Genomic DNA, 25,435 nt, shown 5'->3' with positions numbered 1-25,435 from the left:
TCAGTGCCCCACGAACGGAATGAGAATGGATATCGCGTTCCACAGCTTTTCCGGGGTCGGAATGCGGTAGGCAACGATATTGCCCAGACCGAGGGCGTATTTGAACAACACGAACAGCCCCAGCGACAGCCCGAGGCCCGAGATCGCGGCGGGTCCGGCACGGGGCGAGATCTGATAGCTGAGGATACCGGCGGCGAAGATCGTGGGCAGGATGAAGCCCAGCGGCGTCAGCAGCACGGCGTAGATCGCCAGCACCAGCACTGCCACGCCCATGGACAACCACGTGCGGGACGCTGGCCAGTCCGGATCAGGGTCCGGTTTGAAAACCATCACCAGCGAACAGATCGCCGCCACACCGCCGATCATCAGCGGAAACAGCTTGGGCAGCCATTCGCCAGAGAACTGGTTTATCTGAATCTGTGTGGCAGCCGCGAGATACGCGACTGCCGTGATCAGGGCGATCAGACCGAAAATACGGTCTGAGGCCATTACTGGGTGACCCCCAGCGCTTTCGACATTTCAGCGATGTCCGCCACCAGCCCGTCAACATAGGACTGGAAGTCGCCGCCGACTTTGGTGAACGGGGCAAGGCCGTTGTCTTTCATCGCCTGCGCCCATTCTTCGCTGTCAGCGACCTGCTGCAACTTGTCGGCCCATTCCTGGAACCGCTCGTCGCTGATGCCCTTCGGCACGTAAAGGCCGCGCCAGTTCACCGCCACAACGTCGTAGCCTTGCTCTTTCGCTGTTGGGATGTCGTCAAAGCCCGGCACGCGTTCTTCGGTCAGCACCGCCAGCACGCGGATGTCGCCGTTTTCAAGAAAGCTGACGACCTCGGACATATCGCCGGTCATCGCTTGGGTGAAGCCGCCCACCGTTTGGGTGATGGCATCCGCGCCACCGTCAACGCCGATATATTTGACGGCGGTGATGTCGGTGAAGCCCGCTTCTTGCAGTATCATAAGTGGTTTCATGTGGTCGAACCCGCCAACGGCAGAGCCACCAGCGAAAGCGACCGAGCCGGGATCGGCCTTGATCGCGTCAATAAGATCGTTCAGCGACTGATAGTCACTATCGGCAGCCACTGCGATGATGCCGGGGTCCGCGCCGATTGCACCGACGAAGCGAACTTGGTCGGCCGTCATGCCCGCATAGGCGTTTTGCGCAAGGCGCGTCGTTGTTGCAGAAGACGCCGCGACAATCAGATCGGGGTCGTCGCCGCGTTCGTTGACCACGTTACCGTAGGCCAGACCGCCGCCGGCGCCCGGCATGTTGGTGACTTGCACCGGCTGGTCGACAGCACCGATGTCAAACATGATTTTGCCAATCTGACGGCAGGTGAAATCCCAGCCGCCGCCGGGGTTGGCCGGGGCGATACATTCGGCGGCACTTGCCGCACCCACCGCACCGGTTGCCAGCACGACACTCGTCGCCAGCACTTTGAATAAGCGTTTTGTCATTCGTCTCTCCCTATTGACGGGCGGAGTTGATCTCCGCCTTGTGATTGCGGAGTCCAGTAGAGGGACCGGCGCACGTTCCGTCAAGTAAAGGAAGTGGTGCAGTGCGAATTTTAAGCACGGAGTCTCAATATCCGGGACGTGTCGGGGTTGCAGTGCGCAAAAAGGAAGCATCCGCAGGTGTTTCGCCAGCGGGTGCTTCGGGGTGTTTGGTTAATGATAGCGCGTTAGCCGCGATTCATACGGTTTTCGATCAACTCATCCACCACCGACGGATCGGCAAGGGTCGAAGTATCGCCAAGCGCGCCGTAGTCGTTTTCGGCGATCTTGCGCAGAATCCGACGCATGATCTTGCCAGAGCGTGTCTTGGGCAGCCCCGGCGCCCACTGGATCAGGTCAGGCTTGGCAATCGGGCCGATTTCGGTGCGGACCCATTTTTCAAGCTCTTTCCGCAACTCCTCCGACGGTTCAATCCCGTTCATCAAGGTCACGTAGGCGTAGATGCCTTGCCCCTTGATGTCGTGCGGATAGCCCACGACGGCGGATTCCGCGACTTTCTCGTGCGCGACGAGAGCAGATTCAACCTCCGCCGTGCCCATGCGGTGGCCGGATACGTTAATCACGTCATCGACACGCCCGGTGATCCAGTAGTAGCCATCCCTGTCCCGGCGGCATCCGTCGCCAGTGAAATAGTAGCCTTTGTAGTCGGAGAAATACGTTTTCTCGAACCGCTCATGGTCGCCATAAACGGTGCGCATCTGGCCGGGCCACGATTGCTTGATGCACAGCACACCTTCGGCTTCGGTTTCCGTAATCTCCTCACCCGATGTCGCGTCTAGGATCACAGGTTCAACCCCAAAGAAGGGTAGGGTGGCCGACCCGGGCTTCGCTGCTGTCGCGCCGGGCAGGGGGGTCAGCATGTGACCGCCGGTTTCGGTCTGCCACCATGTATCAACGATGGGCACTTTGCCCTTGCCGACGACGACGTTGTACCAGTTCCACGCTTCTGGATTGATCGGTTCACCCACAGTGCCCAGCACCTTGAGGTCAGACAGATCGCATTTCGTGACAAAGTCGTCGCCCTGACCCATCAGCGCCCGGATCGCGGTCGGCGCGGTGTAGAACTGGTTAACCTTGTGCTTTTCGCAGACCTGCCAAAAGCGCGACGCGTCGGGGTAGGTCGGCACGCCTTCGAACATCAGCGTGGTCGCGCCGTTCGCCAGCGGGCCGTAGATGATATAACTATGGCCCGTGACCCAACCGACATCGGCGGTGCACCAGAATACATCGCCGTCGTGATAGTCGAACACAATCTCATGCGTCATTGAGGCGTAGGTCAGATACCCGCCGGACGTATGGACGACGCCTTTGGGTTTCCCAGTAGAGCCTGACGTGTAGAGGATGAACAGCGGATCTTCGGCGTTCATCTCCTCCGGCGGGCAATCGGCCGGGACGTTTTCGGCCAGCGCGTTGTAGTCGTAGTCGCGCCCGTCGGTCCAAGTCGTCTGGCCGCCGGTATGTTTGACGACAAGGCATTTCACCTTGTCCTTGCAGTGCAGCAGCGCGGCGTCGGTGTTTGATTTCAGCGCAGTCTTGCGCCCACCGCGCGGGGCTTCGTCCGCGGTAATCACGACCTTCGCGTCGCTATCATTGATCCGATTGCCAAGCGCATCGGGTGAGAATCCAGCGAACACGATGGAATGAACCGCGCCGATCCGCGCGCAGGCGAGCATGGCGTAGGCCGCCTCCGGGATCATCGGCAGGTAAAGCACGACGCGGTCGCCTTTCGTCACGCCAAGGTCTTTCAGCACGTTCGCCATGCGGCAGGTGTTTTCGTGCAGGTCCTTGTAGGTAATGTGCTTGGCGGGCGTGTCGGGGCTATCCGGTTCCCAAATGATCGCTGTCTGGTCGCCACGGGCTTTCAAGTGGCGGTCGATACAGTTCGCCGCGACGTTCAGCGTTCCATCCTCAAACCACTTGATATCTACAGAGCCGAGCGTGAAGTCCGCGCTTTTGACCTTGGTGAAGGGCGTCATCCAGTCCAGACGCTTGCCATGTTCGGCCCAGAATGCGTGCGGATCATCGATCGACGCTGCATACATCTTTTCGTATTTTTCTTTGTCCACATGGGCATTGGCGGCAAAGCCCGCTGCGGGCGGGTAAATCTTGTCGGTCATGGAAGCCTCTCTTGTCCCTCAGGTCGGTGCGTCTGGCGAAATCAGATAGCCAGATATTCGGCACGCAACTCTTCGTTGTCCAGCACCTCTTTTGCGGTGCCGTCGAAGACGACCTTTCCAGTGTCGAGGATTACGGCCCGGTCGGCAAGTTCAAGCGCACGGATCGCGTTCTGTTCGACGATTACCGTGGTCATGCCCTGTTCTTTGATGATGTTGAGCGTTTTTTCGATCTCATCGACGATCACCGGGGCAAGGCCCTCATACGGCTCATCCAGCAGCAATACCTTGATCGACCGGGCAAGGGCGCGGGCGATGGCAAGCATCTGCTGTTCGCCGCCGGACAGGGTCACGCCTTCTTGTTTGCGGCGCTCGCCAAGGCGGGGGAACAGGTCATAAAGACGATCAAGCGACCAGCCGACGGGTTCGACGATCTGGGCGAGTTGTAGGTTCTCCTCAACCGTCAGGCCGGGAATGATGCGGCGGTCTTCGGGGACAAGGCCGATACCGGCGACAGCCGCTTCATAGGATTTCTTGTCGTGCAGGCGCTGGTGATCCAGCCAGATTTCCCCATGCGTCAGCGCTGGATCATCCAACCGGGCAATCGCCCGAAGGGTTGAGGTTTTACCCGCCCCGTTCCGGCCAAGAAGGGCGAGGATTTCGCCCTCATGCACATTAAAGCTGACGCCCTGAACGATATAGCTTTCGCCGTAATAGGCGTGGACATCATAGACCGAAAAATAGGCCGGAGCGGTGGCGGCCTTATTCTCGTGGCGGCTGAAATCGGGTTTTTCGTTCATATCTTCGCGTCCCTTATCCATGCGCCTGGCCAAGATAGGCTTCTTGTACCTTCGGGTGGCCTTTGATGTTTTCCGGCGTATCCTCAACCAACGGCGTGCCCTGGGCGAGCACGGTGATCCGCTCGGCCAGCGAAAAGACAACGTGCATGTCATGTTCGATGATCGCCATCGTAATGTCGCGCTTGTCTTTGATCTCTTTCAGCAGATCGATGGTGTTGTTGGTGTCCGCGCGGGCCATGCCAGCGGTCGGTTCATCAAGCAGCAGCAGGCGCGGGTCTTGCGCAAGGCACATCGCCATTTCCAACCGCCGCTTGTCGCCGCGGGAAAGCGAGGCCGCCGTCATGTCGATCTTGTCGAGCATGTTGACGTCATCCAACATCGCGCGCGCCTTTTCGACAATGTCGGTTTCTCGCGAAACCGTTTCGAAGGCGTGCATCCGGAACGATCCGTCGCGCTTGGCGAAACAGGGGATCATCACGTTTTCGAATACGGTCAGGTCGCCGAAGATTTCCGGCGTCTGGAACACGCGGCTGATGCCCATCTGGTTGATCTCATGTGGTTTGCGGCCAAGCACCGACTGGCCGTCAAACATGACCGATCCGGTGTCCGGGATCAGCTTGCCCACGAGGCAGTTCAGTAGTGTGGACTTGCCCGCGCCATTTGGCCCGATGATCGCATGAACCGAATTTTCCGCGACCGACAGATTCACATCCCCGAGTGCCTGAAGGCCACCGAACCGTTTGCCGACATCTTTGACTTCAAGAATACCCATTTCCGTATCCTCCTTACTCAGCCACGTGCGGCGCTTGTTTCGGGGCGTGCTCTCCGTCATCGCCCGAAGTGCCAGCGGATTTGCGGCGGAACAGGCGGCCGATCCGCTGACCCGCTTCGACCAGTCCACCCGGAAGGAAAATCACGACCAGCATGAACAGCAGGCCCAGAGTCAGGTGCCAGCCCTTGCCGACGAAGGGGTGGATGATGGTAACGACGAAGTCCTCGATCCCGTCCGGCAGAAAGCTGAACCAGCCATGCAATACGTTGTCGTTGATCTTCGAAAAGATGTTTTCGAAATACTTGATGAATCCTGCACCCAGCACTGGCCCCATCAAGGTGCCCGCGCCGCCGAGGATCGTCATTAGAACGACCTCGCCAGAGGCTGTCCATTGCATCCGCTCCGCCCCCGCAAGCGGGTCCATTGAGGCAAGAAGACCGCCTGCCAATCCGGCATACATGCCAGAGATCACAAACGCCGCCAGCGTGTAAGGGCGGGAATTCAGCCCGGTGTAGTTCATCCGCTGTTGGTTTGATTTCACTGCCCGCAACATCATGCCAAAGGGCGAACGGAAAATGCGCAGCGACAGGTAGAACGCGAGGATCGCGATGATCGCGCAGAAGAAATACCCGTTGTTGAAGGTGAACTGCCAGCCGCCGACTTGCGGTTCCCAAAAGTTTTCACGCATCACGATGCCGAAGAAATGCGGCACGTTCGGCTCATTCGCGCCCAGCAGCACCTGCGGATCGCTCGTGTAAACCTGAAGCCCGGTTTCGCCGTTGGTGACAGTGGTTCCGATGAACCGTCCGGCAAGGTCGGAGTAGGAGATCGCAAACATCATCTGCGCGAAAGCCAACGTCAGGATGGAAAAATAGATGCCAGAGCGGCGGAGCGAGATGAACCCGATGCCAAGGGCAAAGATGCCCGACACGACGATAGCCACCGGCAGGCCCCAGATCACGTTGTAATCCAGCAGTTTATACATCCAGACGACGGAGTAGGAGCCGATGCCGAGAAACGCGGCATGGCCGAAGGACAGGTAGCCGGTCAGCCCGAACAGGATGTTAAAGCCGATGGCGAAGATGCCGAAAATCGCAAAGCGTTGCATCAAGTCGGGGTAGCCCGCGTTGAACTGCGCGAGGGCTGATCCTTCGGGGAACGGCTGCAGCAGGATCGGTGTGAACAGCGTCAGCCCGATCACGATCAACAGGAATTTCGTATCTCTTTTGTTGAGACCCAGCATAAATCAGTCCTCCATCACGCCTTTGCGGCCCATAAGCCCTCGGGGGCGGGTGAGCAGGATTAAGATTGCGACCAGATAGATGATGATCTGATCGACGCCGGGGACGATCGCCTTGATCTCGTTCATCGATGCAAAGCTTTCGAGGATGCCAAGCAGAAAGCCGGCGAGCACCGCCCCCGGAAGGGAGCCCATGCCGCCGACGACTACCACCACGAAACTCAGCACGAGGAAATCCATACCCATGTGATAATTGGGTGAGTTAATGGGCGTATACATCACCCCGGCCAGACCAGCGACCGCCGCCGCCACGCCGAACATGATCGTGAACCGCTTGTCGATGTTGATGCCCAGCAGGCCGACCGTTTCGCGATCCGCCATTCCGGCCCGCACCACCATGCCGAAGGTGGTGAATTGCAGAAAGGCAAAGACCCCGCCGATGATGACGACTGCGAAGAAGAAATAGACCAGTCGCCAGTAGGGATAGATGATGACGTTTGGGTCAAAGCCCAGCAACACACCGAAATCGAACGAGCCGCGGAAGGCGTCCGGCGCCGGGGTCGGGATCGGGTTTGCGCCGTAGTAAAACTTGATGATCTCTTGCAGGACGATGGCAAGACCGAATGTGACGAGGATCTGATCGGCGTGGGGACGCTTGTAGAAATGCTTGATCAGGCCGCGTTCCATGATGAAGCCGATGGCCACCATGACCGGGATCGCAAAAATGATGGCAAGGGGAACCGACCAGTCGATGATCGCTGCCCCGGTTTCCGCGCCGAACCAGCTTTCGACATAGGGGGTTTCGACCTTCATCGGGTTGCCGAGGAAATCGGTTTTGGTTTCGTCCAGCTTAACGCTCGATAGCGTCAGCAGCTTTTGCACCGTAACCGCGCAGAATGCGCCGATCATGAACAGTGCGCCGTGGGCAAAGTTTACCACACCAAGCGTGCCGAAGATCAGCGTCAGGCCAAGGGCGATCAGCGCATAGGCTGAGCCTTTGTCGAGGCCGTTGAGAATTTGAAGCAGGATAGCGTCCATTGGTCCCCACCTTCAGGAAAGTTGCGGCAACGCGCCCGCCATGCGGGGTGCCGAAGACCGGCCGCGCATTGGCGCGACCGGCTGGGTTTTTGGTGTCGCTTACGCGCCCGGGTTACATTCGCCCAGATCGCCGCCTGCGAACATCGGATGGTCCGGTTCGTAGGTGACTTGCTCGGCCGGAGTAACTTCGACGATTTCCACAAGGTCGAACTCGTTTTCCGGGTTCTCCTTGCCGCGCACGACAACAACGTCCTTGAAGCACTGGTGATCGCCCGCCCGGTAAAGGGTTGGGCCGTTGCCAAGGCCGTCGAACTCAAACCCTTCAAGCGCTTCTGCAACCGCGCAGGGGTTGAAGCTGCCGGCGCGGGTCACGGCGTCGGCGTAGATCAGCGTTTGTGCATAGCAGGTCTGTGCTGCCTGGCTCGGCGGGAAGCCGTATTTTTCGCCGAACGATTTTACGAACGCGTTGGTGCCAGCATAGCGGTCGCCCAGTTCGTTTTCGATCTTCCAATCCCAGTTCTGAGAGCCCGGAATACCAGCGATGTTCTGACCCGCACCGCGCGCCATCAGCTCCGAATACAGCGGCACGACGATTTCGAAGGTCTTGCCGTTGGCTTCTTTCTCACGAAGGCCGAACTGCACTGCGTTGGTCAGAGAGTTGACCATGTTGCCGCCGTAGTGGTTTAGAACCAGAACGTCAGCGCCGGAGTTGATGACCGGTGCGATATAGGACGAGAAGTCTGTCGAGGCGAGCGGTGTGCGCACCTTGTCAACGGTTGTCCAGCCCATCGCTTCGGTCGCCGCTGCAATCGACTCTTCCTGCGTCCAGCCCCATGTGTAGTCGGCGGTCAGGTGGTAGGCCGCGCGATCTGCGCCGTAGAGTTTTTCAAGTACGGGCGCGAGCGCCGCAGCGGACATGTAGGCGTTAAAGAAGTGACGGAAGCCGTTCGCCTTCTTGTCTTTCCCGGTCGTGTCATTCGAGTGGGTCAGACCCGCCATGAAGATCACGCCAGCCTCTTGGCAGAGGCCTTGAACCGCGACAGCCACACCGGAAGATGAACCGCCGGAGATCATGATTGCGCCGTCTTTTTCGATCATCGAGCGGGCCGAGGCACGCGCGGCGTCAGATTTCGTTTGCGTGTCGCCGGTCACAAACTCGACCTTCTTGCCGAGGATGCCGGAACCGTCGAGGTTCTTTTCAGAGAAGGTCGCAAGCATACCGCCGTCGCCTTCGCCGTTCAGATGCTCAACCGCAAGCTGGAAGGCGCGCAGTTCGTCTGCACCCTCATCCGCGTAAGGGCCGGATTGCGGCACGTTAAAGCCAAGCGTGACCGTGTCGCCCTGCGGCGCGTTGGTAAAGCCGGAGTGACCGTCGGCCCAGGCAGAGCCATCAAAGATCGTGGGCATCGCAAGGCCAGCGCCCGCGAAGGCCCCGGTCTTCAATAGGCCACGACGTGTCGGTGTAAATTTGGACATAGAAATCCTCCCATTGGATTGTCTGCGCCGATGCCTCCTCCGCATGCGGCGCTCACCTTTTACAGGCTGGCCATAGTATCGGTTGCTTTCTGAAAATTTTTCAACAACTGCTTTGAACGAAACAATATTCTTGTTAATATATCGACAAATTTCGGGTTGTTTTTGTAAATAAGTTTGCAATAAGTGCCGGAAGTCCTTGTATCGACGGAGAATTTCATGCCGACACGTGTTCTGACGGGCACCCGGATCAGGAACCGCCGCTCTGCCTTGGGGCTAAAGCAGACAGAGGTCGCAACAACCATAGGTATATCACCGTCCTACCTCAATCTCATCGAACATAATCGGCGCAGAATCGGGGGCAAGCTGCTGGGCGACCTAGCCCGCGCCTTGCGGGTCGATGTTGCGGCACTGTCTGAGGGGGCGGAAACCGCGCTGCTGACGGGGCTGCGAAGTGCTGCCGCCTTGTCGGTTGAGCCGCCCGCAGAACTTGACCGGGTGGAAGAACTTGCAGGCCGCTTTCCCGGTTGGGCCGAATGCCTCGCCGCGCATCAACGCCGGGTGGAGCAGTTGGAGCGGACCGTTGAAACCTTGTCCGACCGCCTGACGCATGATCCCTACCTTTCGACGTCCATGCACGATGTTCTGTCGACGGTGACGTCGATCCGCTCCACCGCGTCGATTCTTGCGGAGCCGGGGGATATTGACCCCAATTGGCAGGCGCGGTTTCAGAAGAACATCCACGAAGACGCGCGGCGCCTGTCCGAAAGCGCACAGGCGCTCGTCACCTATCTGGACGGGGCGGGCGATGCGGAACGGAGCCTGATTTCGCCACAGGAGGAATTGGAGGACTGGCTGGACGATATCGGTGGCTACGTCGCGGGACTTGAGGATGGAACGGCTGAGGCTGAGGATTTGGTTGCCGCCAACCGCCACCTGACGACCGATGCGGCACGGCGGGCGGCCGCCGCATACTTGGCAGGCTACACTGCAGATGCCGAAGCCTTGCCGATGCAGCCCTTTCGGGAGGCTGCGGAGGCGTTGCACTTCGACCCGATGCGCCTTGCCGCGCAATTCGGCGTTTCCGTTGATCGCGTATTCCGGCGACTTGCGACCCAGCGGTTTGAGGACGACGATCAACGTATCGGTCTTGTTGAATGCGATGGCTCTGGCACATTGACATTCCGTCGGCCCATCCCCGGATTTCAACTGCCGCATTTCGGCGCAGCGTGTCCGTTGTGGCCACTTTACCGCGCGTTGTCGCAGCCCGCGGTGCCTGTGCGGATGGTGGTCGAACAGGCGGGGCGGGATACCCGTAAACTGATCGCGTTCGCCTTTGCGCAGATGAGCTATCCGGAGGGTTTTGACGGCCCCGCCGTTCTGAAGGCGCAGATGGTTCTGGTGCCGTCCGACCTGATCGGCGCCACTAGCGGGATGGGGATGGAAGTTGGGCAAACCTGCCGGATTTGCCCGAAACCCGACTGCGTCGCCCGGCGCGAGGAGTCGATTTTGAGCGACCAGTCTTAACGCCTAATCGGGCGCACCGGTCGGTTTGAAGTTTTGACAGTTGCAGAGGTAATCGCGATAGTCAGCGGCAGAAAGACTACGGCACTGTCAGGGGAGGGCAGATGGCACACACCGTTCTTTTGATCGAGGATGAGCAGAACATCACCGAGGCGATCCGCTTTATCCTGTCGCGAGAGGGGTGGCGGGTCGAAACCCATTCAAACGGCAGCACCGCGCTTGAGGCGATCCAAAGGGTTTCGCCGGATGTTGTTGTGCTGGACGTGATGCTACCGAACCGGTCGGGCTATGACATCCTGAAGGATTTGCGTGCCGATCAAGCGACGCGTGATCTGCCAGTCTTGATGCTGACCGCGCGGGGGCAGACAAAGGACCGCGAATTGGCCGAACGGCATGGCGTCAACTGCTTCATGACCAAACCGTTTTCCAACACAGAGGTGGTGGAAAGCCTGCGCGCGCTCGTCAGCCCATGAAGGAGCCGGGCGAGCCGCTGTTCCTTGCCGACGAAGGATACCGACGGCGGCGCGCGACCGATGCGGTGCGTTTGCTGCCGTTTCTCGGTCTGCTCCTGTGGCTTGTGTTTCCATTGTTGCGCGATCCCGCGACGACGCCCGAGAATGAGACTGCTGGCGCTGTCCTCTACGTCTTCGGCGTCTGGATCGGTTTGATTATCTGCGCGGCGAGCCTGTCTCGCCCCCTGCGTGAACCCCCGGATGACGTGGATGATCAGTCCGCTCCGGAGACCCAGCCATGATGGTCGGCTTCAACGCGCTGATCGCGGTGTGCCTTGCCTATGTCGCGCTTCTGTTCGTTATCGCGTTCTTTGCGGACAGGCGGGCGGCGATGGGGCAGGTGGGGTGGCTGCGCTCTCCGGTTGTCTACACGCTGTCGCTGTCGATCTACTGCACGGCGTGGACGTTTTATGGCGCGGTTGGGTATGCGGCACGGTCCGGGTTGGAGTTCGTGTCGATCTATCTGGGGCCGACCCTCGTGATGGTTGGGTGGTGGTGGCTGGTGCGCAAGCTCGTGCGGATCGGTCGGGTGCAGCGGATCACGTCGATTGCTGACCTGATCTCCTCCCGCTATGGCAAGTCGAACCTGCTCGGCGTGCTGGTCACGCTGCTCGCCGTGATTGGATCGACGCCGTATATCGCGTTGCAACTGCAATCCGTCACATTGTCCTTCGCGGTTTTTGCGAGCGATAGCACGAACGTCTGGACGCTGCCGGAGCTTAACGCCACCGCGCTTTGGGTGGCGGCGGGGCTTGCCCTGTTCACCGTTCTATTCGGCACGCGAAACCTGGACGCCAATGAGCGCCACTATGGCGTTGTAACCGCCATTGCGTTTGAAGCTGTGGTCAAGCTTGTCGCGCTGGTCGCCGTCGGCGTTTTCGTCGTCTGGGGCGTGGCCTCCGGGCCGGGCGATATCCTCGCCCGGATCGAAGCATCGCCCATCGCCGAATGGGATATGAAGCCGGGGCGCTGGGCGGGGCTGATCTTTCTGTCCGCCGCGGCCTTCATCTGCCTGCCGCGAATGTTTCAGGTGATGGTCGTCGAAAACTCCGACGAACGGAACGTCGCGACCGCGTCTTGGGCGTTCCCCCTTTACCTGATGTTGATGAGCTTGTTTGTCATCCCGATTGCCGTTGTCGGGCTGGACCTGATGCCAGCCGGATCGAACCCGGATTTGTTCGTGCTGACCTTACCGCTCGCGCTCGGGCAGGACGGGCTCGCCTTGCTCAGCTTCCTTGGCGGGTTTTCGTCTGCAACGTCAATGGTGATCGTCGCGGCCATTGCATTGTCAACGATGGTGTCAAACCACATCGTTATGCCGATCTGGCTGGCTTCGAGGCCAAAGGGGGCGACCGTGTCAGGTGATGTTCGGCGGGTGATCCTGATGTCCCGGCGGCTGTCGATTGCTGGCGTGCTGGCGCTTGGCTATGTCTATTTCCGCTATTCGGGCGGCGGTGCCGCGCTCGCCGCTATCGGCCTGATTTCCTTTACCGGGGTCGCTCAGGTCTTGCCATCCTTGATGGGCGGTCTGTTCTGGCGCCGGGCGACGCGGATTGGGGCGGCGGGCGGCCTCGTGACCGGGTTCGCGGTCTGGGCCTACACCTTGTTCCTGCCGTCAATTGGCGGCTTGGGCCTGATGTCTGAGGCGTTCCTTTTGAACGGCCCGTGGGGCGTCGAGTGGCTTCGCCCACAGGCGCTGTTCGGGATATCGGGGCTTGATCCGCTGGTGCACGCGGTCGTGTGGAGCATGGTGCTGAACTCCGTCGTGTTCTGCGTCCTGTCACTGCTCAGCTTCCCGACACCGCTTGAACGGTTGCAGGGCGCGCAATTCGTCAATGTCTTTAACCATTCGACGGGGCCAAGCGGTTGGGTCTCGGGCGAGGTCGGCGCCGAAGACCTGTTGGTCATGTCACAGCGGATCATCGGGTCCGATCAGGCGCAACGGATGTTTCAGCAGGAAGCGGACGCGCAGGGGAAGGTCGGGTTCCTACCCGACATTTCACCTGATTTTCTTGAGCGGCTGGAAAAGGAACTCGCCGGATCCGTCGGGGCCGCCACCGCCCACGCGATGATCGGGCAGATCGCCGGCGGGGCCAGCGTGACGGTCGAAGACCTGCTGGCGGTCGCAGATGAAGCCGCGCAGATCATGGAATATTCCAGCGAGCTTGAGGCGAAATCAGCAGAGCTGGGCCACACCGCGCGCCAATTGCGCGAGGTTAACGCGAAGCTGACTGAAATCTCCGTCCAGAAAGACGCGTTTCTGAGCCAGATCAGCCACGAACTTCGCACGCCGATGACCTCAATCCGCGCGTTTTCCGAAATTCTGCGCGACTCCGGCGATGTGAGCGCTGAGGAACAGCAGCGCTATTCGTCGATAATCCATGGGGAGGCGATCCGGCTGACCCGCCTGCTGGACGACTTGCTAGACCTCAGCGTTTTGGAAAATGGGCAGGTTGTTCTGAACACCGCCAAGGTTCAATTGCACGACGTGTTGGAGCGCGCGGTTTCGGCCGCAATGCCATCGGACGCCACGGGCGATCTGAAGATCATCCGCGACCTCGATAGTGAGAAAGTCGACCTCGTTACCGACAGTGACCGTCTGGCGCAGGTGTTCATCAACCTCATCACCAACGCGCGTAAATACTGCGTAGCAGAGGAGCCGTGCCTGACGATCCGCGTGCGGCAGGTGGGGGATCAGGTTGAGATCGACTTTGACGACAACGGCGAAGGCATCCCGGCGAAGAGTGAGCCGTTGATTTTTGAAAAATTTTCTCGCCTCACGGATAATCAGGCGGCGGGCGGCGCGGGCCTTGGCCTCGCCATCTGTCGAGAGATTATGTCGAACCTCGGCGGGTCGGTTCGCTATCGGCACGGAACGGGTGGCGCGTCGTTCCGGGTGACGCTGCCGCAGGGCGCGATGCCCGAGCAGGCGAAGGCGCTTAATGGTGCCGCGTAGAAGTCGCGTGATCGGTAACTGAATCTAAACCTCACCACGAAATGATCGGGCCTCGTCAGTTGGGGCAAATCGGAATGACGGATAATCAGGCATCTTCTGTCTTGCAGCGGCTTGCGTCGAAGGGCGCCGCACGCGGGCCAGCTGCCATGACGCCGATCAAGGCGCTGCACATCGCCGTATCGCGCGCGGCGGAGCGGGGTTATCAACTGCCGCTTACGGTAACGGAAGTGCGCGAGTCCGAAGAAGGGCTTTCGACGCTATGTGAGCAGTTGTCGGATGAATCTGTCTTGGCGTTGCTTCGGGCGAAGGACGGGGCGCAAGGGGTCGTGTCGCTCGATCACGGATTGCTTGCGGGGTTGATTGAAATCCAGACGACGGGCCGGATCACGCCAGCCGCGCCAGCTCCGCGTGCGCCAACGCGCACCGATGTTTCGATGTGCGAAGGCTTCGTCAACCACGTCTTTTCGTTGCTCGAACAGTTGTTGGATGCGGATCACCGGGGCGCGTGGTTCTACGGCTACCGTATGGGGCCGCGGGTCGAAACCACGCGCAAGCTCGGGCTGCTGTTGGATGATGGGCCGATGATGGTCTTACGCCTGACGCTCGATCTGGGGCAGGGGGCGAAGACGGGCGCAATGCTGCTGGCGTTGCCTGCCGATATACGGGCGGCCGCGGCGAACGGAACACTTGCACCCGATGCGGAGGATTGGCGCGAAGGGCTGCGCAACACGGTTCTCGGCAGCGAAGTCAATCTGGACGCCGTCCTGCAACGACTGACCCTGGCGCTCAGTGATGTGCAGCGGTTGGAGGTTGGCCAAATGCTCAACCTGTCGGAACGGGCCTTGTCCGACGTGCGACTAGTGGCGTCGGATGGATCAACGGTCGCTGTCGGACGGCTTGGCAAATTCCAAGGCGCGCGTGCGCTTCGCTTGAACGGTGAAGAGGTCGGCCAGACCTTCGCGTCGCGGCGGCCTTTCGATGCGGCGGTGTCAGCATCTGCCGGGCAGTCCGCGAACACCCCGCAGCAGGTTGGGGTCAGCGCTGGCGAAAATCCCGTCCCGGATGGCGTCGCAAACCGGGATACGACTGCCGCAGAGTAATCGATCGATACCTCGGGCAACGACCCATCGCGGGCGATTGCCCGCCCGAACCCATTCAATTTCACATCTGACGTATTTCCGTTGCAAACGGCGGTTACGTTGATTTGCGTCAAGGCGCGCTTCTACCGGTGGGTGTAAACTAACATCGGGAAAGGAGACGTGTAATGACGACAATGGAAACACGACGCGAGGTGCTGACAAAACGGCTTTCTGAACTGAAAAACCGCCTTCACGAAATCGAAGAAGAGCTCGAATCTCACAACTCCAAAGATTGGGAGGAGTTGGCCGTCGAGCGTGAGGAAGATGAGGTTTTAGAGGGGATGGGGCTATCCAGTCAGGCGGAAATCCGCAAAATCGAAGCCGCCCTTGGGCGGATTGATGCGGGCGAATACGGCCTCTGCGCAAAATGTGGAGATAAGATCACCAATGAGCGTCTTGATGTGTTACCCTATACTCCGTTCTGCAAATCCTGTGCTGTATAACGGTATGAGCCGATACCGAAGCATCCAACCCTGGGGAGAGTTAAATGACCTTTGAAAATCTGAAGGCAAGTGCAGTTTCGTTGATGGACGAAGTCGAACGGCGACCAGCCGATCCACGTGTGGTGCAGGCCCGGTTGCGGGCAAAAATGGCCGAGTTCAAAGCGTTTGGGCAGCCTGTGCCGTCAAAGCTGAAATCCCTCTACCACAATGTTGAGGAGGAGATGGCCGAGGCGATGTTTGACAATGTGCCTGTCTGAACACGCGCCACGCAATCTAATCTCGCGCAAGCATTTGCGGTGTTTGCATTATTTTCCCGGACTGCCATAATCCCACCAACTGTTGCGTGGGGGAGAGCATGGATCAGGCCGTAACGGTGACAGTCGAGGATGGTGTCGCCGTCCTAACAATACAAAATCCGCCCGTGAATGCGTTGAATGCGGCCGTCAGAACCGCGCTTGTTGACGCGATTGATGAGGCGAACGCCGATCCGCGAACCATCGCGATCGTGATTATTGGCGACGGCAGAACCTTCTCCGCCGGTGCGGATATCGATGAGTTCGGAAAACCGTTCGTTTCGCCTTGGCTGCCGGAGGTTTGCAACCGGGTTGAGGCATCGGCGAAGCCTGTCGTTGCGGCGTTGCACGGCACGACGCTTGGCGGGGGATTTGAACTCGCGCTGGCGGCGCATTACCGGATTGCGGACCCGAGGGCGCGGGTCGGGTTGCCCGAGGTCACGCTTGGCATTCTGCCGGGGGCCGGGGGCACGCAGCGCACGCCGCGACTGGCCGGAGCGGCCATTGCGCTTGACATGATGTTGTCAGGCCGTCCGATTTCGGCGGATGAGGCGGCAAGCGCTGGTCTGATTGACGAAATATCCGACGGCGATGTGCGGGCGCACGCGATTGCGTTCGCCGCCTCGCTGACCGAGCACGCACGTCGCCCGACGGGAGAACGGCGTGATGGATTTGCTGACAGCATCGAATACGAACAGGTGATCGCAGCGGCCCGGCAGGAGTTTGGCCGCTCGCCCCTGATCGCGCAGGGCAAGATCATTGATTGTGTTGAAGCTGCGCTTTTGCTGCCGTTTGAGGGCGGTCTGGGGTTTGAGGAATCTGCGTTCCTCGATTGCCTTGAGACCGATCAGTCCGCCGCCCTGCGTCACGTGTTCTTTGCCGAACGCCGCACTGCTAAAATACCGGAGCTTGAGGGCGCGACCCCCAGACCTGTCGAACTGGTCGGGCTGGTCGGGCGCGAACCGATGGTGGTCAATCTGGCCGCGTTGCTGCTTGATGCGGGCTTGGGCGTCGTGCTTCTGGAAAGCGGCGCGACCGCGCTCGCCGATGCGACGGGGCGGGTGGAACGGGTCTATGACCACCTTGTCAGCGGCGGCAATGTGACAGCACATGATGCGGCAGAGCGGCTGTCCCGGCTGACCGGCGTTTTACAATATGACGCGCTGTCGAGCGTGGATATGGTGATCGAAGCGACACCCGAAGACATGGACATCAAGAAAAGCGTGTTCGGCTACCTCGACGGTGTTCTGAAGCCGGGCGCAGTTCTTGTGACGACAACGTCTTGCCTCGATGTGAATGACCTCACGCAGCATATCTCGCGCCCGCAGGATGTGTTGGGCCTGCATTTCAACGGGCCGGGCGCGTCGGCAAAACTTGTTGAGGTGGTTGTTGGGACAACGACTGCGCCGGATGTGGTGGCCACTGGTTTTGCGCTGGCGAAACGGCTGGGCAAAGCGCCGGTCCGCTCAGGCATCGCGGATGGGCTTATCGGCGGTGCGGTGATGGCCGCCAGTCGACACGCCGCCGATCTGTTGGTTGAGGAGGGCGCGACGCCCTACCAGATCGATGCGGCGATGCGGGCGTGGGGCTTTGCCCTCGGCCCATATCAGGCGCTGGACGCTGCCGGGCTTGATAACGAACTCGCCCGTCGTGCGCGGATGGCACATCTTTGGGACCCCACCGCGAAAGTGGTGCAAATCACCGATAAGCTGTGCGAGTTGGGACGTTTCGGGCGGAAGTCCGGCGCCGGCTATTACGACTATGCAACCCAAAACAGTCCCGGCACCGAAAACGACGAAGTGATGGCCGTCGTCGCGCTTGAGCGTCAGGCGAAGGGCATCGTTCCGCGAGAGGTCTCGCAGGCGGAGATTCAGGACCGCCTGCTCGCTGCGATGGCAAATGAGGGTGCCGGGCTGCTTGACCGCGGGATCGCCCACCGCCCCTCTGACATCGACGTCGCGATGATCCACGGCCACGGCTTTCCGCGGGCGCGGGGCGGGCCAATGTTGTCCGCCGACCTTGCCGGATTGCTGACCGTGCGAAACCGTCTGCGCGATTATGCGATGGATGATGTGTTCTGGACGCCCGCGCCGCTGTTTGATGAGCTTATCAAGAACGGGCAGGGGTTTGATGCGCTGAACACGGTCTAGCCAAGGAAGATCCCAACGATCACCATCATCAGACCGATGGCTGACACCAGCAGCGCCGCCATGTTCAACACGACGACACGTTGAAGGCGCGCGCGCATTTCTTCGCCTTCCAACCCGGCGCGTTTCGCGCGAAACGCCAGAAGGATGCAATAGATCAATCCCGCGAGGCCAAGAAGCGACACCGCCGCGCCAAGCCAGATCAATACCTCCATCGCCTTATTCCTTTGCCGTTTCCAAAGCGGTCGTTCGAAAAAGCGGGTATCCAATGCGTCATCGATGTGCAAGCCCTTGCGGTGATCCCGGCGGGCGGATAGTCAAAGGCTCCCAGCTATGAAACGAGGCATCAGATGAACGATTTTTCCGCAGACAGCAGCTATCGCGTGACCGCAGATGAATTGCGCCAGTTCATTGAGCGCTTTGAACGGCTGGAGGCCGAAAAAAAAGACATCGCCGAGCAGCAGAAAGAGGTGATGGCTGAGGCGAAAGGCCGTGGCTACGACACTAAGGTCATGCGCAAAGTCATCGCGCTGCGCAAGCGTGATGCCGAAGACCTCGCCGAAGAAGAAGCCGTGTTGGATATGTATAAGCAAGCGCTTGGAATGTCCTGATTTTTCGGGCTTGTCGTAGGCGGTGATCTGCAAAACTACGGCGACGGCCCTTCCGCGCTGATTCTGGACAGCCCAAACGCTTTCGGGTAGTCGCACCGTTATGACCGACGCACCCACCACGTCTGACCAAAACGTCCCCCGTGCAAAAATGCTGCGGGTCGGTTTGATGAGCGGCTGGTCGTTCGGCGCAGCGATGATCGCGGTGCTTGTGATTTGCCCGATCCTCGCCGTGGTGTGGATCGCGTTCAATCCGACTGAAAATATCTGGCCGCATCTGATTTCAACCACGCTGCCGCGATACCTGTCAAACACGCTGATCCTGATGTTTTCGGTTGGGGCATTGTCCGCCGCCGTCGGAACGGGCGCGGCTTGGCTGCTGGTGATGTATCGGTTTCCGCTGTCACGCTGGCTGGAATGGCTGTTGCTGCTGCCGCTCGCGATCCCGGCCTATGTCGGGGCCTACGCGTTGGTCGATTTTTTGGAATACGCCGGACCCGTTCAAACCGCGATGCGGGATGTGTTCGGCTGGGAAAACTCCCGCGATTACTGGTTTCCCCAGATACGGTCGCGCGGTTCTGCGGTCGTCGTACTGACCGGGGCGCTGTTTCCTTACGTCTACCTGCTCGCCCGCGCGGCGTTTCGCGAACATTCCGGCACGAGTTATGAGGTGGCGCGGGCGTTGGGTGCTGGGCCAATCGCCCGTTTCCTGCGGGTTGGCTTGCCGCTGGCGCGCCCCGCCGTTGCGGCTGGCGTTGCGATCGTGATGATGGAGACGGTCGCCGATTTCGGCGCGGTTGAGTATTTTGCGGTTCAGACCCTCACCACCGGCATCTTCAGCACTTGGTTGGAAAGCAACAATGCAGGCGGCGCGGCACAGATCGCCGGAGTCGTCCTGCTGCTTGTCCTGCTGCTTGTCGGCATCGAAAAGACCAGCCGCAAGAAACACCGCTACCATAATGCGCCGAAGCATCAGCGCCCGACAATGAAGGCCGAACTGCGCGGCGCGAAGGGATGGTTCGCAACCGCGCTATGTTCGATCCCCTTCGCCGTTGGGTTCCTGCTGCCCGCCGCTGTGATCGGGGCGCACGCGCTCGACAATGCCGACCTGTGGCTTGACGCGAAATTGCTGGCGGCGCTTGGGAATACCATTCTGGTCGGCGCGTCAGCCGCCATCGTCACCGTCGCCGCCGCACTGTTCATGGTTTACGGCGTGCGGCTGACCGGGCGGCGGTTGCCGCGCCTTCTGCTGCCAGTCACGACAATCGGCTACGCCGCGCCCGGGGCGGTTTTGGCGGTTGGTATCCTTATCCCTCTGGCCTGGCTCGACCATCGCTTGGCCGACGCCATCCTCGCGATCAGCGGGTCCGATCCCGGATTGCTGATGACCGGCTCCGCCTTCGCTTTGGTCTACGCCTACGCAGTGCGGTTCTTCGCCATCGCGCAAGGCGCATCCGACGCCGCAATGGGCCGCATCTCACCCAGTCTGCCAATGGCGGCCAGGTCGCTTGGCCGAAGCGCTGGCGGCGTGCTGCGCGAAGTCCACGCGCCCTTGATCAAAGGCTCCGTCGCGACGGCGCTGCTGCTGGTGTTCGTCGACTGCGTGAAAGAGCTTCCGGCGACCCTGCTGTTGCGCCCCTTCAACTTCAACACGCTATCAACCCGCGTCTATGAGGAAGCCTCGCTCGAAAACCTCGAAACCGCCGCGCCGGCTGCGGTTCTCATCATCATCGTGGGGCTGGCGGCGGTTCTGATCCTCGCCCGATCAAACAGATAGGGCGGCGGTTCGGGAAGATTTGGCAGAGCCATCGGCACCACCAAAAATTCCACAAAACCCCCATTGCCCTTGCCGTTCAACTGCTGCTATATCGCCCTCGTCTGGCGAAGGTCCGACACAGGACCGCTCAACGGTCTGCCCCTATAGCTCAGCTGGTAGAGCAACTGATTTGTAATCAGTAGGTCCGCGGTTCGAGTCCGTGTGGGGGCACCATAGTTTCTTGCAAGTCTCAGAAATTAAATATTTTTTCTGAACCTCGTTAATCAAATCCACCCCTCAGTCCACCCTCTACCGCGTAGACTTCGCTGTTGAGCGGTGCAACGCGTTGCAATGCCGAGTATTCCATCTGTGTTGCTTGACGGTCTTAGCATTTTGGACAGCGGCTTACACTCGCCCCAGACTTTTCCACACCTATGAGGTTTGAACTACGGCGTGTCAGGCAGACAGTGATAAACGTCTCAGTTCCCAAGCAGGACAGTCTTCCAGATGCGACGCCAACCAGCAGGACGCCGAATTGGCAATTCACCAATCTCAGTAGGCGATGGGCTTCGCCAGCGTATGTCAGTAAATTCCATTGTTTTGCATTTTGAGCACTCGAAGGGCGGGATGTGGCAGGGGTGATTGTGGTCAATCACTTCGATTAGATCAGTTGCCAAATAGTGGGTGCATCTACGGCAGAGATTACAGCGTAAAACCATCAATTCCCCATTCTTCGCAGCGTCCGTTACGGTTCGAAACGGCTTTGCGGGGTGTGCAGTAATTGGTGGGCGACCTGCGGGCATAGGCGCAATTCTATATCAGAACAAAACAGGAACGCTAGTCGTAGTCGGTCTTGCCGTGCCATATTCTAGACCCTAGCATAACGGAATGTGCAACCTAACTAGCAACACCACGGCACAAGAGGCGATGCGCCAACTATTTGACGTCAAGCCCTCGCAAGACCGCTTGGGAAACTATCGCCCGCAAACAGCAATATTTCCTCGGTATAGTGCGCCAGTGGTGCGTCTAACGGCAAAAAATGAGCGCGAATTGAAATATATGCACTGGGGGTTCCTGATGCCCCAAAAATCCAAGAAGACAGGCAAGCCGATAATGCCGAAGGCCGTGAACAACGCACGTGACGACAAAGTGCAGTCAGCTCCATATTGGCGGTCTAGTTTTGAGGAGCGACGGTGTCTTGTCCCGGCAACATCGTTCTGCGAATCCAAGGGTAGGAAGCCCGCGACATATTATTGGTTCGGCTTGGCTTCAGATCATCCTGATGACCGACCGCCATTTGCGTTTGCGGGTCTGTGGCGTAAATTCGAAGGCAACTATCGTGATGAGCTTGTAGAAATTGAAACTCATACAATTGTGACAACTACGGCCAATGACATTGTCAGACCAATTCATCCTGACAGGTCGCCAGTAATTCTGTGTCCTAGCGAATACGAAGTATGGTTGATGGGGAGCACCGATGATGCCGCAAAGCTGCTCCGACCCTATCCGAGTGACGGGATGAGAATCGTAAGGCATGGCGAGGGACTGAAGGCGGATGAATGAGTTGGTCTGCCGACAACGTATCAGATGCGGCCCTAGACTGCCCCAAAAGCGGAGAAAGTAAATTGCAAGACGAAGTAGAAGAACTAGAAGAACCGTCAGGAAACTTTACGGTAGATTTTTTTTACCGAGGAACAGATTGGTTACGCCGAAGAACTTGCCATGAAAACAACCCTCAATGAAGACGAACGTGGTTGGTCTAAGCGTCTTGCGATACGGTTAGAATTGGCAGAGGCATATGCAATGCCCAACCGCGACCCCTTCAACCCACCAACAAATGCAATTGAGCAATTGCCGGAAGGCGAAAAGTTCAATGCGCGGATTGAGTTAGCCAAGCGATTTGTTGGCGAAATTGAATTTCATGCAGACCCGGAGTTCTCAATATTGATTGCGGAATTAAAGCTGACGGACTTGGTCGAACCAAAAGACCCAACCACAGGGCTAAAGCCCCAGCCAACCTCTTGATGAAAATCCGGAAAATCGTAACTGCAACAACTAGGATCAAGGAAGCAAATTCCAAATGAAAGATGTCGAATACGTTGAGGCCATGCTGTCGACGGAATACGAGACAGAGCACTCCAATGAAATTCCCTATCCTAAGCTGGATGAGGTCATTGGCGGGACTACGTTTGAGTATTTGGCGGGACGTGTCGAAGGAGAAACACCAAACGGAAGCAAGAGCCGCGAGGGGCACGACTATCTGTGGTTCAAGTACGACAGGAAGTCGATACTTTCTCACCGCTTCATTGCGGCGATAACGCTAGAGAAATGGATACCGAGGGACTTTGACGTGGACCATATAAACCACAACCCATCTGACAACAGACCTATCAATCTTCGGATTGTGACCCGCCGAGACAATGCTGGAAACAGGAGAACAGCTCTCCTTTCAGAATTGGCTGACCTCAAAGCGGTTTCTCTGGCACTCAAAGAGCGCAAACCTGCAATAAAACCGGAACCCAAACCGGAGCCGCTGCCTGTTAGTGTTAGCCCTCCGCCTGACGTGTCGTTCGACGAACCAGTTCCTCAGACTATTTACACAGGGGAAACCAAGCCAGCAACTCACGGTGGTAAGTGGCATAAAACTAAAGTTGGGTCATGGCATTTGATTTTCGACTGAATCCAGATGCCTATCAAATACATTCGACCTGCTGGGTAATAGAATTCGAGTAATTGCAGAGAAACCAATTATGGAGAACTTTGCGGTATTGCGATGACCACGAGCGACCACCAATGTCCGCTGGAGTGTCGTCAGACAGATAATTGTGGTTCGATCAGCCACAAGCACATGCGCCGGTATCTGGACGAGTTCACTTTCCGCGCAAACCATCGCAGGGAGGCAAACCTGATGTTTGATCGTCTTGTAGCGGCGTTTTAATCACCTGCGAGGCGGTTTCATCGAACTCCGCCTCGCTTATCGGGCCGACACCTTCAGCCTCGGCTTGGACGATGAACTCGTCTAGTCGCCCCTGTTCTAATGCTTGTTGCAACGTTAACATCGTGAAGATTCCCTCGTGTCGAGATTAAGTTTTTGCTATAATTGCTATATTTCGGCCAAGTCGACAAGATGGTGATATGCACGGCGAGCAACTAGAGCTAGACCTTCAACCTCCACTCCCAAGTCTAACACAGCTTTGGACCCCGGACGACATCTTTGGGGAACAAGACCCCTCAGTGGTTCTTGGGTTCAAAGAAGACCCAAGGGTGGAACGAAAGCGAGCCAAGATAAGTCAGAAGGCGTTGGCCGACTATGTTGTTATGTGGGCGAATACACAGCCCCATGGTGGTCTCGTTTTGATCGGTGTTGAAAACGATGGCTCGGTATCGGGCTGTAAGGCTGTGGCTGTTGAACATTTAAATGCCTTGAGGACTGTGGGAAGATTGGTTCCTGATGCACGGTTCGAGTTTCGCAATCTCGCAGTCAAAAACTCAAAGGGAGAAGACGACTACATAGTGATGCTCAGAGTCTTCCATCGCGAGAATAAACTAGTAGAGAATGTATCGGGAGATGCCTTCATACGTGAAGGCGATGAGAAGCGAAAATTAACGGAAGCCGAAAAAAGAGAAATAAGACTGAACCGCGGCGAATTGGATTTTGAGTCCGAAGCATGCAGCCTATCTTTCCCTGACGACTTCGCCACGGAAGTAATGGCGCAGTTCAGAACATCTTATCTTAACAAGCGACAGCTACCTTCGCGCTATAACGTTGAAGATGTTCTACAGCTGGCGAACCTAGGCAAGAAATCTGCTGATGGGTTCAAGCCAACTAACGCATGTGCGATTCTATTTGCACTGAACGCCAGGGCTGTCATGCCAGGCTGCTTTATCCGCGTTTTGCGATACGATGGACCAGAAGAGCGCTTTGGCCTCAATCTGAACTCTGTCGCGGACCGTGTCTTCGAGGGGCCTCTGGCGCAGCAAATCCAACAAGCTGAAGAATATATAGGAACACAAATTCGAAAATTCACCCGCCTCGGATCAGATGGAAAATTTGCTAGCAAGCCGGAATACCCGGACGAGGTTTGGCTGGAAGCTGTCGTAAATGCAGCAGTGCACAGATCATACAACCTGAAACAAATGAACATCTACGTGAAGATGTTTGAAGATAAATTTGTAGTCGAGTCTCCTGGTTCATTCATGCCGCCGACAACTGGTGAAACGGTCTATGAGTCCCATAACCCGCGAAACCCCAAACTGATGTGGGGGCTATACTATTTCGACTACGTTCAATGTGCATTTGAAGGCACCCGACGCATGAGGGAAGGGATGCGGCAGGCGAACTTGCCTGACCCCGTCTTTATTGACCGGCAATCGGGAACCTTTTCAGTAACAGTGACCCTTGAAAACGACGTGGAACACCGCAAACAGTACGTGCGATCAGAAGCGGCGGCCTCAATCAACCCAGAACAATATGATGGCCTTTCGGAAAGCGAAAAGATGGTGGTCAACTACCTAGCTGAAAACCATAAGGTGAATGTTACCGATGCTGGCTTGGTCATTTCTCAGGACTGGCGCGGCACAAAACAAGTTCTGGATAGTTTGGTGAGTAAGGGAATTGTTGATAGGTCACCGGGGAAGCACAGGAGCCGCCATCGCTTCTACTTCTTGAAGCGGAAGTAACTTGCCTCAAGGGGATACACCCCAAATATTAATGAGCTACGTGAAACTAGGGAAGAAACGCGCCTTCTCTCAAATCAGAATTCCAGCGATGTTGAATTTGAGGATGACGACCTCGACGACGAGGAGGAAATCGAAGATTAGCGAATTGCGTCGCTTTGTCTGCTAGTAACGTTTTCTAACATTTGACGACCAGTTAAACTACTATCTTCTAAGCTAGTGAAAAACTAGGCAATCCTTTGACTGTGCTCGTAGAATGTTCGTCGGAAAATTAGTTGCAACCCGTTGCGTCACCACATCCGGAGCCTATGTCGTCAATCCGTTGAAGACTGCTTGCCAAGGGATTTCCCGTCGGAGTATCGCGCATTGAATTCCGGACTGCCTCACCGCCTTCGTCACGGCTACGTAGGCGCGATCTACGGCCCCGTC

Annotated in this window: 23 protein-coding genes, 1 tRNA gene and 1 pseudogene; 16 read left to right on the top strand and 9 right to left on the bottom strand. The window is 58.0% G+C overall.

What is annotated here, in order from left to right; genetic code table 11:
* The 8 genes from ACEWPJ_RS10415 to ACEWPJ_RS10380 form a co-directional block, all read right to left on the bottom strand.
* Positions 1–489 carry a tripartite tricarboxylate transporter TctB family protein gene (locus ACEWPJ_RS10415; RefSeq protein ID WP_416512938.1) on the bottom strand — a complete coding sequence of 163 codons (489 nt, stop codon included), beginning with the start codon at positions 487–489 and terminating at the stop codon, positions 1–3.
* Positions 489–1,457 (bottom strand): Bug family tripartite tricarboxylate transporter substrate binding protein, encoded by a 969-nt coding sequence (locus ACEWPJ_RS10410; protein ID WP_416512937.1) that lies wholly within the window; start codon positions 1,455–1,457, stop codon positions 489–491. The genes ACEWPJ_RS10415 and ACEWPJ_RS10410 overlap by 1 nt, the downstream gene beginning before the upstream one ends.
* A 224-nt stretch (positions 1,458–1,681) precedes the next feature.
* Positions 1,682–3,631: an acetate--CoA ligase gene (gene acs, locus ACEWPJ_RS10405; RefSeq protein ID WP_416512936.1), complete on the bottom strand. Its 1,950-nt coding sequence runs from the start codon at positions 3,629–3,631 to the stop codon at positions 1,682–1,684.
* Between the two features lie 41 nt (positions 3,632–3,672).
* A complete protein-coding gene (locus ACEWPJ_RS10400) occupies positions 3,673–4,428 on the bottom strand; it encodes an ABC transporter ATP-binding protein (RefSeq protein WP_416512935.1) in 756 nt (251 codons plus the stop codon).
* A gap of 13 nt (positions 4,429–4,441) precedes the next feature.
* Positions 4,442–5,200 carry an ABC transporter ATP-binding protein gene (locus ACEWPJ_RS10395; protein WP_416512934.1) on the bottom strand — a complete coding sequence of 253 codons (759 nt, stop codon included), beginning with the start codon at positions 5,198–5,200 and terminating at the stop codon, positions 4,442–4,444.
* Between the two features lie 13 nt (positions 5,201–5,213).
* Positions 5,214–6,443, bottom strand: coding sequence for a branched-chain amino acid ABC transporter permease (locus ACEWPJ_RS10390; protein ID WP_416512933.1), 1,230 nt, complete (start codon positions 6,441–6,443; stop codon positions 5,214–5,216).
* A 3-nt stretch (positions 6,444–6,446) separates the two neighbouring features.
* On the bottom strand, positions 6,447–7,478 hold the full coding sequence (locus tag ACEWPJ_RS10385) for a branched-chain amino acid ABC transporter permease (protein ID WP_416512932.1): 1,032 nt from the start codon (positions 7,476–7,478) through the stop codon (positions 6,447–6,449).
* A gap of 99 nt (positions 7,479–7,577) precedes the next feature.
* Positions 7,578–8,954, bottom strand: a complete 1,377-nt coding sequence (locus ACEWPJ_RS10380; RefSeq protein WP_416512931.1) for a substrate-binding protein — start codon at positions 8,952–8,954, stop codon at positions 7,578–7,580.
* Between the two features lie 216 nt (positions 8,955–9,170).
* Here ACEWPJ_RS10380 and ACEWPJ_RS10375 point away from each other — a divergent pair, with 216 nt between their 5' ends.
* The 8 genes from ACEWPJ_RS10375 (at position 9,171) to ACEWPJ_RS10340 (ending at position 17,968) form a co-directional block, all read left to right on the top strand.
* The gene (locus ACEWPJ_RS10375; RefSeq protein WP_416512930.1) at positions 9,171–10,478 is read left to right on the top strand and encodes a helix-turn-helix domain-containing protein; all 1,308 of its coding nucleotides are present in this window, start codon (positions 9,171–9,173) and stop codon (positions 10,476–10,478) included.
* Positions 10,479–10,579: 101 nt separating this feature from the next.
* On the top strand, positions 10,580–10,948 hold the full coding sequence (locus ACEWPJ_RS10370) for a response regulator transcription factor (RefSeq protein WP_416512929.1): 369 nt from the start codon (positions 10,580–10,582) through the stop codon (positions 10,946–10,948).
* Positions 10,945–11,229, top strand: a complete 285-nt coding sequence (locus ACEWPJ_RS10365) for a hypothetical protein (protein WP_416512928.1) — start codon at positions 10,945–10,947, stop codon at positions 11,227–11,229. Before ACEWPJ_RS10370 ends, ACEWPJ_RS10365 begins: the two co-directional genes overlap by 4 nt.
* Complete coding sequence (locus ACEWPJ_RS10360) at positions 11,229–13,943, top strand: ATP-binding protein (protein ID WP_416513037.1); 2,715 nt, start codon at positions 11,229–11,231, stop codon at positions 13,941–13,943. Before ACEWPJ_RS10365 ends, ACEWPJ_RS10360 begins: the two co-directional genes overlap by 1 nt.
* Positions 13,944–14,017: 74 nt before the next feature.
* Positions 14,018–15,043, top strand: coding sequence for a FliM/FliN family flagellar motor switch protein (locus tag ACEWPJ_RS10355; RefSeq protein ID WP_416512927.1), 1,026 nt, complete (start codon positions 14,018–14,020; stop codon positions 15,041–15,043).
* A gap of 164 nt (positions 15,044–15,207) precedes the next feature.
* Positions 15,208–15,525 carry a TraR/DksA family transcriptional regulator gene (locus ACEWPJ_RS10350; RefSeq protein WP_416512926.1) on the top strand — a complete coding sequence of 106 codons (318 nt, stop codon included), beginning with the start codon at positions 15,208–15,210 and terminating at the stop codon, positions 15,523–15,525.
* Positions 15,526–15,569: 44 nt separating this feature from the next.
* A complete protein-coding gene (locus ACEWPJ_RS10345) occupies positions 15,570–15,782 on the top strand; it encodes a hypothetical protein (RefSeq protein ID WP_416512925.1) in 213 nt (70 codons plus the stop codon).
* Positions 15,783–15,880: 98 nt separating this feature from the next.
* Positions 15,881–17,968 carry a 3-hydroxyacyl-CoA dehydrogenase NAD-binding domain-containing protein gene (locus ACEWPJ_RS10340; RefSeq protein ID WP_416512924.1) on the top strand — a complete coding sequence of 696 codons (2,088 nt, stop codon included), beginning with the start codon at positions 15,881–15,883 and terminating at the stop codon, positions 17,966–17,968.
* Here ACEWPJ_RS10340 and ACEWPJ_RS10335 read toward each other — a convergent pair.
* Entirely contained in the window at positions 17,965–18,180 is a 216-nt protein-coding gene (locus tag ACEWPJ_RS10335; protein ID WP_416512923.1) for a hypothetical protein, read from the bottom strand. The two genes, ACEWPJ_RS10340 and ACEWPJ_RS10335, sit on opposite strands and share 4 nt — an antisense overlap.
* A gap of 135 nt (positions 18,181–18,315) precedes the next feature.
* On the opposite strand from ACEWPJ_RS10335, the gene ACEWPJ_RS10330 reads away from it, so the two are divergent.
* The 8 genes and pseudogenes from ACEWPJ_RS10330 (at position 18,316) to ACEWPJ_RS10295 (ending at position 25,009) form a co-directional block, all read left to right on the top strand.
* Positions 18,316–18,576, top strand: coding sequence for a DUF2312 domain-containing protein (locus ACEWPJ_RS10330; protein WP_416512922.1), 261 nt, complete (start codon positions 18,316–18,318; stop codon positions 18,574–18,576).
* A 100-nt stretch (positions 18,577–18,676) separates the two neighbouring features.
* Positions 18,677–20,350, top strand: a complete 1,674-nt coding sequence (locus tag ACEWPJ_RS10325) for an ABC transporter permease (RefSeq protein WP_416512921.1) — start codon at positions 18,677–18,679, stop codon at positions 20,348–20,350.
* 137 nt (positions 20,351–20,487) lie between these two features.
* A tRNA-Thr gene (locus ACEWPJ_RS10320) sits at positions 20,488–20,563 on the top strand.
* Between the two features lie 654 nt (positions 20,564–21,217).
* The gene (locus tag ACEWPJ_RS10315; RefSeq protein ID WP_416512920.1) at positions 21,218–21,892 is read left to right on the top strand and encodes an SOS response-associated peptidase; all 675 of its coding nucleotides are present in this window, start codon (positions 21,218–21,220) and stop codon (positions 21,890–21,892) included.
* 159 nt (positions 21,893–22,051) lie between these two features.
* Positions 22,052–22,354, top strand: coding sequence for a hypothetical protein (locus ACEWPJ_RS10310; RefSeq protein WP_416512919.1), 303 nt, complete (start codon positions 22,052–22,054; stop codon positions 22,352–22,354).
* A 55-nt stretch (positions 22,355–22,409) separates the two neighbouring features.
* Positions 22,410–23,009, top strand: coding sequence for an HNH endonuclease signature motif containing protein (locus ACEWPJ_RS10305; RefSeq protein WP_416512918.1), 600 nt, complete (start codon positions 22,410–22,412; stop codon positions 23,007–23,009).
* Between the two features lie 150 nt (positions 23,010–23,159).
* A pseudogene (locus ACEWPJ_RS10300) lies at positions 23,160–23,267 on the top strand (IS1595 family transposase); the annotation flags it as partial.
* 197 nt (positions 23,268–23,464) lie between these two features.
* Entirely contained in the window at positions 23,465–25,009 is a 1,545-nt protein-coding gene (locus ACEWPJ_RS10295; RefSeq protein WP_416512917.1) for an ATP-binding protein, read from the top strand.
* Positions 25,010–25,435: the final 426 nt, after the last annotated feature.

The organism is Aliiroseovarius sp. YM-037 (assembly GCF_048060095.1).
Lineage (GTDB): Bacteria > Pseudomonadota > Alphaproteobacteria > Rhodobacterales > Rhodobacteraceae > JBLUOA01.
This window is presented reverse-complemented; position numbering and strand designations above follow the sequence as displayed.

What these genes read in the sequence shown, in the direction of transcription:
- ACEWPJ_RS10360 (WP_416513037.1), top strand. Translation starts at nt 11,229, where the DNA reads ATGGTCGGCTTCAACGCGCTGATCGCGGTGTGCCTTGCCTATGTCGCG.
- ACEWPJ_RS10370 (WP_416512929.1), top strand. Translation starts at nt 10,580, where the DNA reads ATGGCACACACCGTTCTTTTGATCGAGGATGAGCAGAACATCACCGAG.
- ACEWPJ_RS10380 (WP_416512931.1), bottom strand. Translation starts at nt 8,954, where the DNA reads ATGTCCAAATTTACACCGACACGTCGTGGCCTATTGAAGACCGGGGCC.
- ACEWPJ_RS10295 (WP_416512917.1), top strand. Translation starts at nt 23,465, where the DNA reads ATGCACGGCGAGCAACTAGAGCTAGACCTTCAACCTCCACTCCCAAGT.
- ACEWPJ_RS10310 (WP_416512919.1), top strand. Translation starts at nt 22,052, where the DNA reads ATGAAAACAACCCTCAATGAAGACGAACGTGGTTGGTCTAAGCGTCTT.
- ACEWPJ_RS10340 (WP_416512924.1), top strand. Translation starts at nt 15,881, where the DNA reads ATGGATCAGGCCGTAACGGTGACAGTCGAGGATGGTGTCGCCGTCCTA.
- ACEWPJ_RS10365 (WP_416512928.1), top strand. Translation starts at nt 10,945, where the DNA reads ATGAAGGAGCCGGGCGAGCCGCTGTTCCTTGCCGACGAAGGATACCGA.
- ACEWPJ_RS10350 (WP_416512926.1), top strand. Translation starts at nt 15,208, where the DNA reads ATGACGACAATGGAAACACGACGCGAGGTGCTGACAAAACGGCTTTCT.
- ACEWPJ_RS10390 (WP_416512933.1), bottom strand. Translation starts at nt 6,443, where the DNA reads ATGCTGGGTCTCAACAAAAGAGATACGAAATTCCTGTTGATCGTGATC.
- ACEWPJ_RS10415 (WP_416512938.1), bottom strand. Translation starts at nt 489, where the DNA reads ATGGCCTCAGACCGTATTTTCGGTCTGATCGCCCTGATCACGGCAGTC.
- ACEWPJ_RS10330 (WP_416512922.1), top strand. Translation starts at nt 18,316, where the DNA reads ATGAACGATTTTTCCGCAGACAGCAGCTATCGCGTGACCGCAGATGAA.
- acs (WP_416512936.1), bottom strand. Translation starts at nt 3,631, where the DNA reads ATGACCGACAAGATTTACCCGCCCGCAGCGGGCTTTGCCGCCAATGCC.
- ACEWPJ_RS10325 (WP_416512921.1), top strand. Translation starts at nt 18,677, where the DNA reads ATGACCGACGCACCCACCACGTCTGACCAAAACGTCCCCCGTGCAAAA.
- ACEWPJ_RS10375 (WP_416512930.1), top strand. Translation starts at nt 9,171, where the DNA reads ATGCCGACACGTGTTCTGACGGGCACCCGGATCAGGAACCGCCGCTCT.
- ACEWPJ_RS10335 (WP_416512923.1), bottom strand. Translation starts at nt 18,180, where the DNA reads ATGGAGGTATTGATCTGGCTTGGCGCGGCGGTGTCGCTTCTTGGCCTC.
- ACEWPJ_RS10410 (WP_416512937.1), bottom strand. Translation starts at nt 1,457, where the DNA reads ATGACAAAACGCTTATTCAAAGTGCTGGCGACGAGTGTCGTGCTGGCA.
- ACEWPJ_RS10305 (WP_416512918.1), top strand. Translation starts at nt 22,410, where the DNA reads ATGAAAGATGTCGAATACGTTGAGGCCATGCTGTCGACGGAATACGAG.
- ACEWPJ_RS10345 (WP_416512925.1), top strand. Translation starts at nt 15,570, where the DNA reads ATGACCTTTGAAAATCTGAAGGCAAGTGCAGTTTCGTTGATGGACGAA.
- ACEWPJ_RS10400 (WP_416512935.1), bottom strand. Translation starts at nt 4,428, where the DNA reads ATGAACGAAAAACCCGATTTCAGCCGCCACGAGAATAAGGCCGCCACC.
- ACEWPJ_RS10385 (WP_416512932.1), bottom strand. Translation starts at nt 7,478, where the DNA reads ATGGACGCTATCCTGCTTCAAATTCTCAACGGCCTCGACAAAGGCTCA.
- ACEWPJ_RS10395 (WP_416512934.1), bottom strand. Translation starts at nt 5,200, where the DNA reads ATGGGTATTCTTGAAGTCAAAGATGTCGGCAAACGGTTCGGTGGCCTT.
- ACEWPJ_RS10355 (WP_416512927.1), top strand. Translation starts at nt 14,018, where the DNA reads ATGACGGATAATCAGGCATCTTCTGTCTTGCAGCGGCTTGCGTCGAAG.
- ACEWPJ_RS10315 (WP_416512920.1), top strand. Translation starts at nt 21,218, where the DNA reads ATGTGCAACCTAACTAGCAACACCACGGCACAAGAGGCGATGCGCCAA.